The organism is Leuconostoc mesenteroides subsp. mesenteroides (genome assembly GCA_009676745.1).
Lineage (GTDB): Bacteria > Bacillota > Bacilli > Lactobacillales > Lactobacillaceae > Leuconostoc > Leuconostoc koreense.
On sequence record CP046062.1, the window covers coordinates 335001 to 352783 of the forward strand.

General features: G+C 39.0%; 14 protein-coding genes and 1 rRNA gene. 6 read left to right on the top strand and 9 right to left on the bottom strand.

Annotation, left to right across the window (positions count from 1 at the left end; all coding sequences use genetic code 11):
• Positions 1–102: 102 nt before the first annotated feature.
• The 5 genes from GJV51_01600 to GJV51_01620 all read right to left on the bottom strand — a co-directional run bounded on the left by GJV51_01600 (position 103) and on the right by GJV51_01620 (position 6268).
• Positions 103–1659, bottom strand: a 16S ribosomal RNA gene (locus GJV51_01600).
• Positions 1660–2129: 470 nt separating this feature from the next.
• A complete protein-coding gene (locus tag GJV51_01605; GenBank protein ID QGM24757.1) occupies positions 2130–3188 on the bottom strand; it encodes a hypothetical protein in 1059 nt (352 codons plus the stop codon).
• Positions 3189–3222: 34 nt separating this feature from the next.
• Positions 3223–4212, bottom strand: a complete 990-nt coding sequence (locus tag GJV51_01610) for a D-2-hydroxyacid dehydrogenase (protein QGM24758.1) — start codon at positions 4210–4212, stop codon at positions 3223–3225.
• Positions 4209–5402 carry an aminotransferase class I/II-fold pyridoxal phosphate-dependent enzyme gene (locus GJV51_01615; GenBank protein ID QGM24759.1) on the bottom strand — a complete coding sequence of 398 codons (1194 nt, stop codon included), beginning with the start codon at positions 5400–5402 and terminating at the stop codon, positions 4209–4211. Before GJV51_01615 ends, GJV51_01610 begins: the two co-directional genes overlap by 4 nt.
• A 275-nt stretch (positions 5403–5677) precedes the next feature.
• Positions 5678–6268, bottom strand: a complete 591-nt coding sequence (locus GJV51_01620; protein ID QGM24760.1) for a guanylate kinase — start codon at positions 6266–6268, stop codon at positions 5678–5680.
• A gap of 116 nt (positions 6269–6384) precedes the next feature.
• Between GJV51_01620 and GJV51_01625 the strand changes: the two genes are divergently transcribed.
• Positions 6385–7785: an amino acid permease gene (locus GJV51_01625; protein ID QGM24761.1), complete on the top strand. Its 1401-nt coding sequence runs from the start codon at positions 6385–6387 to the stop codon at positions 7783–7785.
• Positions 7786–7836: 51 nt separating this feature from the next.
• Here GJV51_01625 and ezrA read toward each other — a convergent pair whose 3' ends face one another.
• The gene (ezrA, locus tag GJV51_01630; protein QGM24762.1) at positions 7837–9552 is read right to left on the bottom strand and encodes a septation ring formation regulator EzrA; all 1716 of its coding nucleotides are present in this window, start codon (positions 9550–9552) and stop codon (positions 7837–7839) included.
• 305 nt (positions 9553–9857) lie between these two features.
• Here ezrA and rpsD point away from each other — a divergent pair, with 305 nt between their 5' ends.
• The 3 genes from rpsD to GJV51_01645 all read left to right on the top strand — a co-directional run bounded on the left by rpsD (position 9858) and on the right by GJV51_01645 (position 12611).
• Positions 9858–10469, top strand: coding sequence for a 30S ribosomal protein S4 (gene rpsD / locus GJV51_01635; GenBank protein QGM24763.1), 612 nt, complete (start codon positions 9858–9860; stop codon positions 10467–10469).
• 474 nt (positions 10470–10943) lie between these two features.
• Positions 10944–11318: a DUF1694 domain-containing protein gene (locus tag GJV51_01640; GenBank protein QGM24764.1), complete on the top strand. Its 375-nt coding sequence runs from the start codon at positions 10944–10946 to the stop codon at positions 11316–11318.
• Between the two features lie 6 nt (positions 11319–11324).
• Positions 11325–12611: an AAA family ATPase gene (locus GJV51_01645; protein QGM24765.1), complete on the top strand. Its 1287-nt coding sequence runs from the start codon at positions 11325–11327 to the stop codon at positions 12609–12611.
• A gap of 41 nt (positions 12612–12652) precedes the next feature.
• Here the strand turns inward: GJV51_01645 and GJV51_01650 are convergent, their stop codons facing one another.
• Entirely contained in the window at positions 12653–12868 is a 216-nt protein-coding gene (locus tag GJV51_01650; protein QGM24766.1) for a hypothetical protein, read from the bottom strand.
• Between the two features lie 133 nt (positions 12869–13001).
• Between GJV51_01650 and GJV51_01655 the strand changes: the two genes are divergently transcribed.
• Positions 13002–13445 carry a universal stress protein gene (locus GJV51_01655; protein QGM24767.1) on the top strand — a complete coding sequence of 148 codons (444 nt, stop codon included), beginning with the start codon at positions 13002–13004 and terminating at the stop codon, positions 13443–13445.
• 421 nt (positions 13446–13866) lie between these two features.
• On the opposite strand, the gene GJV51_01660 is transcribed toward GJV51_01655, so the two are convergent.
• A complete protein-coding gene (locus GJV51_01660; GenBank protein QGM24768.1) occupies positions 13867–15306 on the bottom strand; it encodes an amino acid permease in 1440 nt (479 codons plus the stop codon).
• Positions 15307–15563: 257 nt separating this feature from the next.
• On the bottom strand, positions 15564–16217 hold the full coding sequence (locus GJV51_01665; protein QGM24769.1) for a phospholipid phosphatase: 654 nt from the start codon (positions 16215–16217) through the stop codon (positions 15564–15566).
• Positions 16218–16587: 370 nt separating this feature from the next.
• Here GJV51_01665 and GJV51_01670 point away from each other — a divergent pair, with 370 nt between their 5' ends.
• The gene (locus GJV51_01670; protein ID QGM24770.1) at positions 16588–17769 is read left to right on the top strand and encodes a LytR family transcriptional regulator; all 1182 of its coding nucleotides are present in this window, start codon (positions 16588–16590) and stop codon (positions 17767–17769) included.
• The last annotated feature ends 14 nt before the right edge of the window (positions 17770–17783 follow it).

A 17783-nucleotide genomic window follows, 5' to 3' on the forward strand; every position in this document is an offset into this window, starting at 1 on the left:
ATCACTTTGAGACAATGATACCTATTAAAGTATCACACTCAAAACTAAACAAAACTTTGAAACAAACAAATTGACACTTAAGTCGCTGTCGCTTTCCGATTATCCTTAGAAAGGAGGTGATCCAGCCGCAGGTTCTCCTACGGCTACCTTGTTACGACTTCACCCCAGTCATCTGTCCTGCCTTAGACGGCTCCTTCCCGAAGGTTAGGCCACCGGCTTTGGGCATTACAAACTCCCATGGTGTGACGGGCGGTGTGTACAAGACCCGGGAACGTATTCACCGCGGCGTGCTGATCCGCGATTACTAGCGATTCCGACTTCATGTAGTCGAGTTGCAGACTACAATCCGAACTGAGACGTACTTTAAGAGATTAGCTCACCCTCGCGGGCTGGCAACTCGTTGTATACGCCATTGTAGCACGTGTGTAGCCCAGGTCATAAGGGGCATGATGATCTGACGTCGTCCCCGCCTTCCTCCGGTTTGTCACCGGCAGTCTCGCTAGAGTGCCCATCTGAATGCTGGCAACTAACAATAAGGGTTGCGCTCGTTGCGGGACTTAACCCAACATCTCACGACACGAGCTGACGACGACCATGCACCACCTGTCACTTTGTCTCCGAAGAGAACACTTTTATCTCTAAAAGCTTCAAAGGATGTCAAGACCTGGTAAGGTTCTTCGCGTTGCTTCGAATTAAACCACATGCTCCACCGCTTGTGCGGGTCCCCGTCAATTCCTTTGAGTTTCAACCTTGCGGTCGTACTCCCCAGGCGGAACACTTAATGCGTTAGCTTCGGCACTAAGAGGCGGAAACCTCCTAACACCTAGTGTTCATCGTTTACGGTGTGGACTACCAGGGTATCTAATCCTGTTTGCTACCCACACTTTCGAGCCTCAACGTCAGTTGCAGTCCAGTAAGCCGCCTTCGCCACTGGTGTTCTTCCATATATCTACGCATTCCACCGCTACACATGGAGTTCCACTTACCTCTACTGCACTCAAGTTAACCAGTTTCCAATGCAATTCCGGAGTTGAGCTCCGGGCTTTCACATCAGACTTAATAAACCGTCTGCGCTCGCTTTACGCCCAATAAATCCGGATAACGCTCGGGACATACGTATTACCGCGGCTGCTGGCACGTATTTAGCCGTCCCTTTCTGGTATGGTACCGTCAAACTAAAATCATTTCCTATTCTAGCTGTTCTTCCCATACAACAGTGCTTTACGACCCGAAAGCCTTCATCACACACGCGGCGTTGCTCCATCAGGCTTTCGCCCATTGTGGAAGATTCCCTACTGCAGCCTCCCGTAGGAGTTTGGGCCGTGTCTCAGTCCCAATGTGGCCGATCAGTCTCTCAACTCGGCTATGCATCATCGTCTTGGTAGGCCTTTACCCCACCAACTAACTAATGCACCGCGGATCCATCTCTAGGTGACGCCGAAGCGCCTTTTAACTTTGTATCATGCGACACTAAGTTTTATTCGGTATTAGCATCTGTTTCCAAATGTTATCCCCAGCCTTGAGGCAGGTTGTCCACGTGTTACTCACCCGTTCGCCACTCACTTGAAAGGTGCAAGCACCTTTCGCTGTGCGTTCGACTTGCATGTATTAGGCACGCCGCCAGCGTTCATCCTGAGCCAGGATCAAACTCTCAATTTGAAAATTTGAAGATTGCTCTTCGATTAAACTGACTATTTTTCGCTATATCTCTATAACGTAATCCGTTTATTGTTTGTTACGAATTGACTTCGCAAATTTGTTTTTGTTACTTTACGTAACAGCTACAGATTCGTTTGTTCAAAGTTTTGTTCAGTTTTCAATGTGCTACTTGTTGTCGCTGAGACAACTATATTATCTTATCACGCTCTTTTCGATTTGTCAACTACTTCTTTTCGTTGCTTCCTCTCTCTTTTCGCGCTCGTTCCTTCCCTACGCCTCAACCTTTTCGTTGCTTCGCTCCGTCGGAACATATACTAATATACCAACTTTATCCCTTTCAGTCAACTACTTTCTTTACTTCTTTTTTACGTTCGTTTTTTACCCTTTTTATCTCGTTTCCTTTTGCTTACATTCGCTTTAATCGCACTTTTCTTGTCCCTTGACTCATTTTCGTTCTTTTATTTAACTAATTATTGCAAGGTTAGTTTAAGATCTTCCGCCCTAATCACTTTCAATTTAGTCACGAATAACCATTTTAAGGCTATAGCGATAATAACGGGAAGTATGACAAATACTAGCAAAATGCTAAATATAGATACAAGGCTTTTGTCTGATTCTGACCAAGCTGTCAAGGGACCCACTAATCCAGAAAATCCAAATCCTGCGGAAAATGGTGTACCTTTGATATTCAATATAGTTGCTACCGTACCCATTATCGCCGCACCTATACTTGTCGGTATAAATAATTTAGGCTTGACTAACATATTTGCCATTTGAATTTTTGGTGAACCAACAAAATGTGCCAACGTACCACCAATAGGATTCACACTAGCGCCCATTAGCGCTAATGTAAAACTGGCTACTGTAATTCCTGCATTAGCAGCACCTGATCCAACCCCTGTTAGGCTAATAGCCATCGCAATACCTACCGAAGATAGCGGGGAAACAATGAGAAAAGCAAAAATCGCGCCTAGAGCCGCGCCCATGAGTAACGGTGTTAATTCAGTAGCATAAGCAACACCATCCCCTATCCAAGTTTGCAAGACACTGATTGGCTGTAAAGTCATCAGTCCAACAGTACCAGCAATAACGACTACAAATAATGGCTGTAATAGTATTTTAAGATGTCCAAAAGATTTTTCAGTGAGCTTTACCAATATAGATGCCAAAAATGCCACGAGCAAAATATTAAGTATCACACCGCTACCAGAAATAATTGTCCCATTGGCTGTGCTTTTCACAACACCAGCAGAAACAAACATTGCAAGTGCAATGGCGCCTGAATCAATCACTGTTAACTTTAAAATTTGACCAACAGCAAAACCTGCTACTAATGGCAATGTACTCTGAATCAGTGTTGTCATGAATGCAATTCGGGTAGCAATTTCATTACCAGAAAACAATAACAGTAATTGACTGACCAACGCACTAGGAATTAAAGTCAACACTATACCCAAACTCGTACCATTCAATATATCAATAATAAATTTTTTGATTGTTGTCGCGGAACTATGTTTAACTGATCTCATATTTCTTTCCTATGTATGCGCCGAAGCGCTTAATTTAAACTTCGTGTGGTGAAGATTGTCCGTTGAGTATCATTAAAGTATCATCCAACGAAATATCAACCATGTTTTTGACGGCTATGTTAGTAAAGAAGCCAATATGTGGCGTAATAATGACGTTTGACATTGATAATAGTTTTTGGATGCGTTCATCTGGCACCCCCTGATCGTGTAAATCATGATTGAAAATACCGGACTCATTTTCTACCGTATCTAGTGCCACGGCACCCACTTGACCATTCTCTAAAAAAGTAATTAAATCACTTGTGTTGATAACTGGTCCACGCGAAGCATTTATTAACAACACACCCTTTTTCATTTTTAGGAAATCCGCTTCAGAAAGCAAATGAATTGAGGTTTCATTTAAATCAACATGTAAACTGATTACATCACTTTGCGCCAAGAGCTCATCTTTTGTAACGTAACTAATCACATCACAAAGTGCGACATCAGGAGCTATATCATAACCTAAGACATTGACACCCATGCCTTTTAATAATTTTGCCAGTGTACCACCAATTCGTCCTACACCGACAATACCGACAGTAACCGAATGAATTTCTCTCGCTTGCAGACCTATCCAGCGAAAATCGTTGTTAGCAATTCGTTTATCAAATTCTGGCGTATGACGCAACAACCTCAAAATCTGCATAAGTGCCATTTCAGCTACTGATCTTGGTGAATAGGCTGGTACATTGGTTATTTTCAAACCAGCTTTTTTAGCCAAATTAATTTCAATCATGTCATATCCAGCAGTTCTGGTCGCTATTTGCGGTATGTGCTTGGCAATATGATCATAAAACTGCTGATTCCCGCCAATTTTTGCTGTTTGTTGTATCACTAATCCGTCAATTCCTGTTAAATCAGGTAGTGTTTCAAGATGAACATCATCACGAGAAATCACTATCTCCACATGATTTTTTTCAGCATAGTGATGAATAGCCTGCTCTTCGTCACTACGCACACTTGTCATTAATATTTTATTCATTTACCATTTTCTTCCATATAAGCAGTCAAACGGTGCATGGCTTTTTGTAATGTTTCAATGGATGCTGCATAGCTTAATCGAATATATCCTTCTCCGCCTGGACCAAATGACGAACCCGGAATCAAAGCTAACCCATTTTTTTGAGCTAAATCACGCGCAAAAGCAAAATCATCCTGAATATAGCCAGCCGGTATTTTAGCAAAAATATAGAATGCGCCATCTGGTTTAGCAACTTTAAAACCAAGTTGTGTCATTGTGTCATAAACATAATCACGTCGTTGAAGATACTCAGCTTTCATGGCCAACGTATCTTGCCGCCCTGCCTCTGTCCCTAAGGCCTCTGCAGCTGCAGCCATAGCTGGATTAGAAGCAGTCGTGGTTACAAACTGATGAATCATCGCTATTTTTTGAACCAATTGTGCTGGACCAGCTAAAATACCAATGCGGTAGCCCGTCATTGCATGTGATTTTGAAACGCCGTTTAGCAGAATTGTTTGTTCAGGCAAATATTTAGCCATGGATACATGCTTGTTTTCATATGATAGTTCAGAATAAATTTCATCGGAAATAACAATAATGTCCGTACCACGCAAAACATCCGCAATCGCTTTTATTTGTTCCTCATTGTAAGTAACCCCAGTTGGATTAGATGGGAAGTTGAGCACAACAGCTTTAATATCATCCCCATGCTTCTCAATTGCAGACTCAAGCATCTCTGGACTCAACACAAAATCATTTGAAGAAGTGTCGATAAATACAGGTTCAGCACCATCTACTAATCCAACTGCTATATATAATGGAAAAATCGGTGTAGGGAGTATAATTTTATCGCCCGGGTTTAATATCGTTGTAAGCGTATCATAAATAGCTTCGGTTGCACCTATAGTTACAATAATTTCACTAGTAGGATCGTAATCGATATCATAACGATCTGCCAAGAATCCAGCCGCAGCCTCACGTAAATGAATCGTACCATTGGATGCAGCATAGTGTGAATCATTTGCTTCAATGGACCGAATCGCAGCTTGCTTGATATGATCAGGTACATTAAAATCCGGTTCACCTAGTGTCAGCTTAATAATGTCTGGAATTTCACTTACTTCAATATCAAATGCCCGAATAGCAGATGGACCAACAAGTTTTAAATGTTGATTGAGGTTATTCAATAACGTGGGTTTTACTTCTGGCATAATTTTCTCCCTAATTTAACACAAAACGCACACCCAGAAAGAACTCTGAATGTGCGTTTGCTCAAATGTATATGAACTCACTAGGCATTCAGCAGATTAATCCGAATACCTACGCAAAATGCCTTAAGTACTTGGACAATTAACCAAAATACTTAAAGTAAAAATTTACTGTAGTTTTGTTCATTAAATGTGACATTGTGTTAAAACCTTTTTTATTTTTATGAGACTAATTTTAATATTAATTCAATCATTTGTCAAGTTTCTTATTAACAAACTCACATTTTCCCTTTTCGAGGTAGGCTACGGCCACTTATAATATCATTCACCAGAAGATCGAGACGTATTTTAGTTTTTGCCCAATCATCGTTTGCTAGCTCATAAGCAACATTTTTTAGTTCTTTTGGCAAAGTTACGTCACGTAAAAATTCTGGCGAGGCGATTCGTTGTTCAATCACTAATGGATCATCACCTCGAACTTGCACGCGGTCAATTAACATATCAGGATGTGTGACCGTAACGAAAATAATTACAGCCTGCTCACCCAGCTCCCGAGAATATGTAATAGCTCCCGCTGTATCCAAAACAATTGTTGCATACGGGTTTTTCCTCCAAGCGCGCTCTAATGCTTCATATGATGAGCCATATTTATATCCAGCATACTGCACCCGTTCCAAATAATGATTTTTTTCAAAACTATTATCAGTTTCAAAATAGTAGGCCACGCCGTTCTCTTCCCGTTCCCGCGGGTGGCGCGTTGTATGCGTTACAACTCTCGGCATCCGATATGTATCTTGCAAATAGCGGGCAATTGTTGTCTTACCAACACCTGTGGCACCAGTAATTACAAAAACTTTGTTATTTTTCATCATTCAAATTCCTTAGTTATTATTGTATCGTAAAACTATTTGTAAAGTTCGACAAGTATACTTGAAATTGATAGAATAACTGGTGTACAAAAACTATTAAAAATTGGAGAATTATTATGTCACTTCTTGCGCGAGCTTTTAAGCGAGAATCTGTTGATAATTATTTGAGTGCAGATTCACATATGTCGCGGGTTTTAACAACGCGTGATTTGATTAGTCTAGGAGTAGGCACAGTCATTGGTACAGGAATATTTATTTTACCAGGTCACGAAGCCGCCGATCATGCTGGGCCGGCGGTTGCTATTGCATTCCTAATTGCTGCGATTTTTTCTGGCTTATCGGGTATGGCTTTTGCCGAGTTTTCAGCAGCCATGCCAGTTGCCGGCTCAGCGTACTCATACGGGGGCGCTATTTACGGAGAAATTATTGGTTGGCTATTGGGTTGGTCATTAATTGTTGAATATTTCTTAGCAGTATCAGCAATTGCAACCGGATTCTCGGCATACCTGAGCAACTTATTAGCTATATTTGGCATTCATATTCCCAAATATCTATCTGCAGGTCCAATGGAGGGCGGAATTGTTAATTTATTTGCAGTATTAATCATTTTACTCGTCGCTGTTATATTATCCCGAGGATTAAATACTTCAAAAAATGTTGAAAATGGTGCGGTCGTTATCAAAATTGTTATTTTAATCTTGTTTATTGTTGGCGGATCATTCTTTATTAAAACAAGTAATTATGTACCGTTTTATCCCAAAGAATTCCACAGCGGATTTGGTGGATTGAACGGCATCTGGGCTGCAACAGCAAGTATTATCTTTGCTTTTCTAGGATTTGATACCATTGCTGCTCATGCTGCTGAAGTTAAAAACCCACAGAAAACAATGGCTAAAGGTATTATTGGAACGGTTGTTGTTTCGGCTCTATTGTATACACTATTCTCCATCGTATTAACAGGAATTGTTAATTATAAAAAGCTGGGCGTTGATGATCCAGCAGCGTTTGCGCTGCAAGTTGTCCACCAAACACAGTTTTCTATTGTGATTACCATCGGTGCATTAATTGGTATGTTTACAGCCGTATTGGCTCTGATTTATGCGTCATCTCGTTTAACTTATTCTTTCGGACGTGACGGTTTACTCCCTCGTAGCCTAGGTAAAATATCACCCAAATCACATTTACCAGTCAATGCATTAATTTTGGCAGTTGTTGTTGAAGTTATCTTTGCCGGCCTTATTCCCCTTAGCACATTGGCTAGTTTAATTAATGCGGGCACTTTAACAGCCTTTGCTTTTATTAATTTTGGTATTCTAATTCTTCGTCGGCGTAAAGATTTAGCGCATGATGGTTTTAAAGTACCTGGCTATCCAGTTGTACCGTTTATTGCGGGTGTGATAAGTTTGTTCTTTATTACACAGCTATCTGCCGAGACACTCAAAATGTTTGGCCTCTGGTTACTACTTGGTGTTATCTGGTACTTCTTCTATGGCATTAAGCATTCTAAATTATCATAACCTAACATAAAAGGAGCCACCGCTCAATAGCGGTGGCTCCTTTTATGTCGACTATACTAATGGTGTTTTTCGACGCATATATGAATCAACTAGTCTTTCATAAACCCCTGGTTCAGCACTATCAAGAGCTGATCCGAGGATATCCATTGCCTGCTTGAAATTGTAATCTCTCTCGTAAAACATACGTGCTTGCTCGCTTGCAGCAGCCACACGCTCATTCGAAGCACGATAACGATTAGCATATTGTAATAGTTGTTCGGTTAGTGCGGCCTGATCAACGATTTCTTCTGTCTTTTCTTTTAATGTATCAATATCAGCTGATACAATGTTCAATTGACGTTGTACCTCATCCATATTAATCAAATTCGTATTTAATGACTTTGCAAGACGCTTTAATTCGTTTGATACAGCGTAAAAATATTCTAGATAAGCAACTGGTAAGCCCGGCAAACTCATCCGTTCAACAGCATTTTTAATGGCTTCAACTTCTTTTTGGTATTGTCCACCTAGCTGTCTAGCTGATCGGTCAGCTTTTTCTAATCCAGATATTTTATCCCAAATATCTACCTGCTGTGTCTCAATTTCTTCAAACTGCTTCAGCAATTTTTCTTGCTGAATCCGCAACTCACTGTATGATATCTCTTTAGCTTCGAGTAAATCATCATTATGATTAATTTGCTCCTCTGCCATATTGATTTGTTCTAATAAAGTACGTCGTGTTTCTAACTCTTTATGATTAAATTGGAAACTTTGACCTAATCTATCCAGCTCGACAGATAATGTCTGATTTTGCTCACGTAAGCGTAGCAAATCAGAAGATAGACGATCGGCATTTTTAGTAACGTGTTTGCGAGCCGTTACTTCCGTTTCCATCGTTTCGTACATGGCATCAATACGCTGTTCGATATATCCAGTTTGTTCAGTTACTTCCTTTAATTTCAAATCTGCTAATAATTTCAAAACTTGCTGACGTTGTGCGTCAATTGCCTGAAGTTCTTGCTCCACACTATCATTTAGAAAAACATAACCAGCTTCTATAAGCTTAGTGTGTCCTTGAGCTAATTCATTTAATTGGTCAACATACTTAATATTTAATTGATCAAACAGCTCTGGAATATCGGCCATCATTTTTTCCATTTGAGTGGTTTCCATCGCTAATTGCTCATAGATATCAGAAGCCGTAGCATGATCACCATTTTCAGTTAACTCTGTAAACTCATCATAATCGGCTTCTAATTGACTCAAAAACTCATCTAGAGCAGGATTAGCTGGCCCAAACTTAAAGTTTTCAGCAAGCAACCGCTTACGCAATCCTTCATACTTCTTCTTAAGATCGTTGATTGCCTCGCGGTGTTCCTCATCTGTTTTCTTTAAATCAAGCAGACCAGACCGCACATCTTTAATGGTAGTTTCTGTATCATCGACCATACCTTGCAAACGTTCTAATTCATTGCGTGTCTTAATGAAATTGATACCCCGAGCTTCAAAAAGTACCAAATTAGCTTGTTGATCAATTTTTAAAAACTTGTTATTTTGAACATCGTTAAAAGAACTCTCAAGTTTTTGATAGTTCTTTAAAGACTGACCTGTTAAAGGCAATTTTCGCCCTTCTACAAGTTCTTCACGAACTTTCAAAGACTCAAGCTGCTCTTTTCTTGCTCTGAGGTCACTAACTTTTTTGACGGTCGTTCTTTGCATCACAAATATTGCTAAATAAGCGATGACAACCAAAAGTAATATAATTGCTAAAACTGTAAAGTTAAACATATGGATAGTTTCCAACCTTTTAATTTTCACTTTCCATCTTAGCACTTATACAGTTGAATTAAAGGAGATTTGCCAAATCTCAAATCGTTTACAATTTTCTTAACAATTTGCTATTCCTTAATGATTCTGATATCATGTAATGAGTTGTTAAATTGAGTAGCAGTAAGTAAAGAAGCGCGTCAACAACGCCCCAAATCGTTAGTAAGGCCATAGCTACTGGCTCTGAGAAACGTCAAGATAGGCGCTGCACGCATCTGGTACTTACCCTCAAATGTACAGCATAATACATTTTGGAGGACATATACATGTCACGTTATACAGGTCCAAAGTGGCGTATCTCACGTCGCTTAGGTGTTTCATTGTCTGGTACTGGTAAAGAATTGTCACGTCGTGCTTACGCACCTGGTGATCACGGTGCCGGTCGTCGTGCTAAAATTTCTGAATACGGAATGCAATTGCGCGAAAAGCAAAAGTTGCGCTTCACTTATGGTTTGACTGAACGCCAATTCAAAGCTTTGTTTAACAAGGCTGGTAAGATTCGTAAGGGTACTCATGGTACTAACTTCATGATCTCATTGGAACAACGTTTAGATTCAATTGTTTACCGTCTTGGTTTGGCAACTACACGCCAACAAGCACGTCAACTTGTTAATCATGGTCACATCTTAGTAGATGGTAAGCGCGTTGATATTCCTTCATACAACGTACAACCTGGACAAGTTGTATCAGTTCGTGAAAAGTCAAAGAACATCTTGCCTATCCAAGCTGCTATCGAATCAGTTGTGGCTCGCCCACAATTCGTATCATTAGACACTGAAAAGCTTGAAGGTTCACTCGTTCGTTTGCCAGAACGTGAAGAATTAGATGCTGATATCAACGAAGCGTTGATCGTCGAATACTACAACCACTTGGGTTAATACTTTAATTCTTAGTTGTTTGTAACGTCACCAGATTTGGTGACGTTTTTCTTTTTTATAAGTAACAAGCAAAAAGACAGCTCAAAATTGGGCTGTCTTTTTGTACGAATTTTTTTATTCGTGTCGCTATTTATTTTTCCAGTATTTTTATAATCATATTAATTCCTTTCATTTACTAAGAATTGATAAGCATAGCGCTATAACAGCATGAGTCATGTAAAACCAGCCCTTTTCAAATAAATGAAATATCATCTTTTTTCAGTTTGTATGCAACAATGTGACTGTAAAAAATAGCTAGAACAATACCCTCACCTTAATAGTTCGCTCGAATTATTTTTTAACCTCTGCTAATGGTCTATCCCTTCGTATTGTTGAATGAGGACTAACAGAAATTTCTCCTGTGTCAGCGTGAGCTCGTGAACTAACGGCTAAGATAAAGTATAATAGAAGTATCAAACATTAATGGAGAAAATTATGGACGTCAATGAACGCTTACAACAAGAACAGCTTGGTAATGGTAGCCCAAAAATTAACCCCGATGAGCAAAACCGCTATCTTGGTACGTTCCGAGAACGTGTCATTGTCGCAATTAAGTTATCTCAATTGGGCAATTCAAACATCCAATCACAATTTGCCGCATCACTTAAATCGCACAGCATCGGTAAGGTTTTAATCGATCAACAACTTGCTGGCGACTATTTTTCAACGTATGTCGGTTTGGCAACGCAAAGCAAACATAGTTTTACCTTACTTTCTGACGCTACAAAATCTGCACATCAAGAAGACCCCATAGCAGTAGTACTAGCCGCTAATACTGCTGTCAATGTGGATAATATTTACTTAGGATAAACGTTCATGACCCAAGAACCGCTAGCGTACCGTATGCGCCCCACAAAAATTGAAGAAATTGTCGGCCAACAACACTTAGTTGGTGAAGGCAAAATCATCTGGCGTATGGTCTCTGCTCATCGACTGAGTTCGATGATTTTGTATGGACCACCTGGTACTGGTAAAACATCAATAGCTAGTGCCATAGCCGGTTCATCAAAATATGCGTTTCGCATGCTAAATGCTGCGACCGATAGCCAAAAAGATTTACAAATTGTTGTCGAAGAAGCCAAAATGTCAGGTACTGTTGTCTTACTACTAGATGAAATTCATCGTTTAAACAAAGTCAAACAAGACTTTTTGCTACCGCATTTGGAGTCCGGAGCAATTATATTAATTGGTGCGACGACAGAAAATCCTTATATTAATGTCACACCAGCTATTCGTTCTAGAACGCAAATATTTGAAGTTAACAGCCTAAGTGAAAATGATATCACAAACGCTGTTAAAAGAGCCATTGCTGACAAAGAAAAAGGTCTTGGGCAATATAATATTGCTCTCGATGATAATGCTATGTTACAGTTATCGCGAGCAACAAATGGTGATTTACGTAGTGCATTAAATGGTTTAGAATTAGCAGTTTTATCAACAAAACCTAATGAAAATGATATCGTTCATATCAGTTTGCCAATCATTGAAGAAACTGTGCAACGTAAAGCATTATCAGCTGATAAAAATGGAGATGCACATTACGATGTGATTTCAGCACTCCAAAAATCAATTCGTGGATCCGATACCGATGCAGCATTACACTACGCTGCACGTATTATCGAATCTGGTGATTTACCAATCTTAGCACGTCGACTTACGGTTATTGCATACGAAGATATCGGATTAGCAAATCCACCAGCAGCTCAGCGGGCAGTGACTGCTATTCAAGCAGCACAAACACTAGGATTCCCAGAAGCCAGAATTCCGATAGCCAATGCTATTATTGAACTTTCTCTCTCACCTAAATCTAATTCCGCCTATAAAGCAATAGACTTGGCTATTAGTGATGTGCGTCATGGCAAATCTTACGATATACCTGATCATTTAAAAGATGCACATTATAAAGGATCTTCGGAATTGAATCACGGTGTGAATTACGCATATCCGCACGACTATGATAATGATTGGGTAGCTCAACAATATTTACCAGATAAAATGACAAACACTCAGTACTTTGATCCTAAAGGCAATTCAAAAATTGAACAACAATTATTTGATGTCTATCAGACACTGAAATCACGACAAGATGACGGCCTAAGTTGAAAAGTCAAGTCTTTCAGTTAACGAGTTTTAGCGTTATAATACTATATGAATTCCTCAGATATACGCATTGCTACATCATCAGCTTTTTCCTTACAACTTTTATTTTCGGTTGGGAATTCAGAACTTAGAAGGTATGCCCTTTCATTCGGTAATCTGACAATTTTGATGAACCATCCACCTCGATAATTTCGAGGAAAATCTGCGTAGTGATTAACGGTATCAATTGAGTGTTCCAGGCTAGGCCTGTGCGTCCACATCTGTGGGCGCTTTTTTGTATAAATTAAAACCGGTGTCTATTAAGATGAAAGAACATACTATTAATTTTGTTATGAAAGCGCTATACTAGACATATACAAGAACGCATTGCATATTGCAAGAAGGGATGTTATTATGACAGCAAATTATCATAGGATTTTAGTACCAATGGATGGCTCAAAAGAATCTGAAGCTGCATTAACGCGCGCAATTGAACTGACGTTGGATGCTGGTGATGAAGGTATCTTGTCAATTTTGAACGTTATCGATACCCGTGCATTTCAAAATGTGGCCAGTTTTGACGATACAATGGTTGAAGCAGTTTCAGATGAAACACGAAAAAGCTTAGAACAATATAAAACACAGGCGATTGAAGCTGGCGTTAAAAATGTCGATTATCTAATCGAATACGGGTCACCAAAGTCGTTAATCGCTAAAGATGTACCTAACGAAGTCAATGCTGATTTGATTGTTATTGGTGCAACTGGATTAAATGCTGTAGAACGTTTAGTTATTGGTTCTGTTACGGAATTCGTGACAAGGTCTGCTAAAGTTGATGTCCTAGTAGTACGTGGCTAAGCTATTACCCATATAAAAAACATTACCATATCAAGTAAACTCGATAACTTCGACAGAATAGAAAATCTGTTCATCAAGCTATCGGGTATTTTTGTGTCTAACTATTCAAATAACTTTAAAATAATAATTGTCAAAGACTGGCTGGACCAGAGGAAGCTGTGCTCATCAAAAAGCACAAAATATTTACGCCTGTATGACTGGTTCAATTATTATTAAGGCCATTCACCAGAATTCAAAATCCTTATGTTGAATTGTCTAGAATCCCATCCACTGATTACATCAAATTACCGCATCAAAAAACTCAATAATTTGTCGCCAATTCAATATCGGCAACTCATCACTGAGTTTGATAGTTAATTAATTCTATTTTGTTTAACTATTGTGTGGCACTTCAGATAATGTAGTGCCTTTTTATATCCACTTATTTATATTGTTTTAAATCGACATCTTTTAAAGCAATTAGCTTCGTTTTGTGAGAAATTTTGTACCAAAGATATAAGATTACAAACAAAGGTACTGATAAGTAGGTTACAAATATCTTTTCCCAATTCAGATGGGCAAAACTGTTTGGATCTTGGCCAATGATAACCCCAATAGAAATTACTAACGCAAATAGTGGGCCGAATGGGAACCACTTAGCTTTGTATTTCAAATCAGACAAGCTCTTTCCTTGCGCCACATAAGCTCTTCGGAATCGGTAATGAGAGATAGCAATGCCGACCCAAGCGATAAATCCTGTTAATCCTGAAGCGTTAACTAGCCAAGTATAAGCAACTGATCCTCCTTTGGTATTAGCAATAAATGCTAATAACCCAATAGCAGTGGTTACTACTAAGGCTGCTACCGGTACGCCTCTAGATGAAAGTTTGGCAAAAATTTTAGGGGCATCCCCTTTGCGTGCCATAGCGTACAACATACGTGTAGAAGCATATGAACCTGAATTTGCTGACGAAATAATTGATGTTAAAATAACTGCGTTCATCAAACTAGCCGCAAAAGCAATCCCTGCATTTTTAAATACAATGGTAAATGGTGAGACAGCAATATTTTGTGTCGAAGAACTCAACAAGCGTGGATCTTTATAGTAAACCAAGGCGGAGATAACAAAAATTGCAAGAATATAAAACAGTAAGATACGCCAAAAAACTTGATTTATGGCCTTGGGAACTGACTTATCAGGATCCTGAGCTTCACCAGCAGTGATACCTATTAGCTCAGTGCCTTGAAAAGAAAATCCAGCAACAACAAATACCGACAAGATAGCCTGAGGTCCACCAACAAATCCATGATTACCAACAGACAAGTTTTTCATAACATTAATGTCAGAATGAATTACACCAAAAATAGTAGCTAACCCAGTAATCAAGAAAGCGATAATAGTTACTACCTTGATCATCGACAACCAAAACTCAGCTTCTCCAAAAGTGCCAACTGAAAAAACATTAATTAAGAAGATGAGTAATAAAGCAATCGCGGAAAATATCCACCCTGGTGTATTTGGAAACCAAAATTCAGCGACTAAGCCAACTGCTACAATATCAACAGCTAGTGTTATAGCCCAATTAAACCAGTAGTTCCACCCCATGGCAAACCCCAATGCTGGGTCAACATATTTACCAGCATAGTCAGAAAATGAACCTGAAGTTGGTGAATAAGTGGCCATTTCACCCAGCGAAGTCATCAAGAAATAAACCATCACCCCAATAGCTAAGTAAGCGACAATAGCCCCCATAGGGCCTGCTTGTGCGACGGTAGCTCCCGAAGCTACAAATAATCCCGTTCCAATTGAACCACCTAATGCGATCATTGACACATGGCGCGTTTTTAAATTACGCTGTATGTGTCCTTTATGCTCAGACATAAAATCTCCTTCTCAAAATAAAAAACCTCTCCTTAACAAGCAGGACGAGGTTTAAAAAGTCATTATATAATCACTTTTCAAAGCGCACCGCATTTCTACGACAGTCTAGTAACTCTTAATCACTAGCCCAAGGGTTATCTTGCCTGTTAACCCTTTCGGCAACCTTCCCTTTTACATGATTTCAACATCCTGGCGGACTCATTCATGTGACTCATGTTGGTTGCAACCTCTTTGACAATATGAAAATAATAACACACTTATACGCGCCCGTCAATTTCAAGTACCTTTTGCCAATGACGCGCTCTTTTATAATATTGTTGTGTACTAAACTGCCACCAAAAATAACCAAAAGTAATTGCACCCAAGCCACTCGTAAATGCCATGTGATGAGATTGAATGCGAGCTAACATAATCGATAACCAAAATAAACCAATGACAATATTAATTGTCACTTGAATTTTTCTCGACTTAACCAAATATGGCATAATAATGACCAATAGTAAGAGTAATTGTAACCACCACACCAATAATAAATTAGGTATTGTTTCACCTATTTTAGGACCGTTCTGCCAATGGATGCGCAAAATAATTGTAATCACCCATGTCAGTAGCATCGCAATAAGTTGTGTAATCACAAACCACCAGGCAGCAATTTTATAATTTATTAAATAAAGAAATGCTACCATGACTCCTATCAATGGCACAATAACCCAATAATGAGAAAAAAGACTACCTAACTTTAAGTACAAAGGTATTTTCGACGACAAAATGTTATTTACAGCAAAATCTACAGTCGCATCCAGAACTTGCATGAATATCATATGAAATCTAACTTGAATTCCTATAAAAACAAAAATAACACCAAAAGTAATCATTAAAATTTTTCTTAGCTTATCCGGTGGAATTAACATTATTTATCATTGTGATATTACGGATAAGCATATTTAAATTGCATACGCACAAATACAGTTTTGTGACGACAATAATACTTAATATGCTTAATAAACTCCGACTACTCACATTCTCCCAAATATTAAATTTCTACAAACTCATTTGCTTATAGTTCTTAATAATTGTAGCATTATATGAGATATAATTATAAGAAAAAGCCGATATAGTTAAAATTTAATCTTGACTTTAACTAGGTTCGATAACATTATTATCAGTTGGATTTTTTACCTTTGTTACACAAAATGGCAGTATATCGGTGACACTCGGTAACTGTCTTTATTTTCTTACAAACCGCCATATTTCAATGGCTAAAACAATCGAGAGACCGTTATGAAAAAAAATAAACAAACTGCAGTGAAGTCCAGAATTGATCGCTATTCAAAAAGTAATCACAAACTACGAAATATTACCTTGCTCATTGTCGGTTTCTTACTTATCGTGTCGGGTACATTTGCTTGGATGGCAATCCATAATACTAAATCAGCAATCGATAAAACATATAAGAGCAGTGGCGTCACTAAATCCCGAAACGTCTCGAGCGTTGTTCAAAGTGGAAAACCTTTATCTATTTTGTTATTTGGAACGGATACTGGTGAATTAGGGCGTACATACAAAGGACGTACAGATTCAATGATGTTGCTTCTGGTCAACCCCAAGACCCAAAAAACAACAATGATTTCTATCCCTCGTGATGCAATGGTTTCTATTCCAGGATACGAAAGTACGTTCCCTCAAAAGATAAATGCAGCATATGCCTATGGTTCAACGGCTACCGCTATTAAAACTGTAGAATCTTACTTAAACATTCCTATTGATTTTTATGCCTTAGTTAATATGTCCGGATTGGAAAAAATGGTCACTCAAGTCGGAGGCATTTCTGTGAAGTCACCTATTGACTTCACTTATAGTCAGGAAACAGCCCATGACTACGGTGAAAACCTATACCGCTTCCACAAAGGAAGCACAGGTTATGAACATTCTGATGATAATGGTGTCACTTGGTCAGCAACCAAGCACGTTATGACAGGCGATGCAGCCCTTGCATTTTCACGTATGCGTTACGATGATCCAGATGGTGATTATGGGCGCCAAAAACGTCAACGATTGGTATTAGAAGGTCTGATTAAAAAGTCAGCTAATGTATCAAGTTTATTGAATACAAAGTTTATGAATACAATGAGTTCAAATGTTCAAACTGATTTGTCATTTGGAGATATGACGACGATTGCTAGCAAATATATTAATGCAGCAAAAAATATTGTCACCGAACATATTCAAGGTGTCGGAACAAGTTATCCTGACGCTGAAGGAAATAACGTTTCATATGAAGTTGTTACCCAAAAAGAAAAGCAACGCGTGACTAACTTAACTCGTAAAGCACTAGGCTTAAAACATGCTTCCACCGGTTCAGCATACGGTGGTGACATACCGAGTTCTCTACAGACAATAGCCGATTCTCTCCGACCAGCAGAAGAATCACCATCAGAATCTGTCGAAGATTCTTCAAATTAACTAAAAAAGACGCC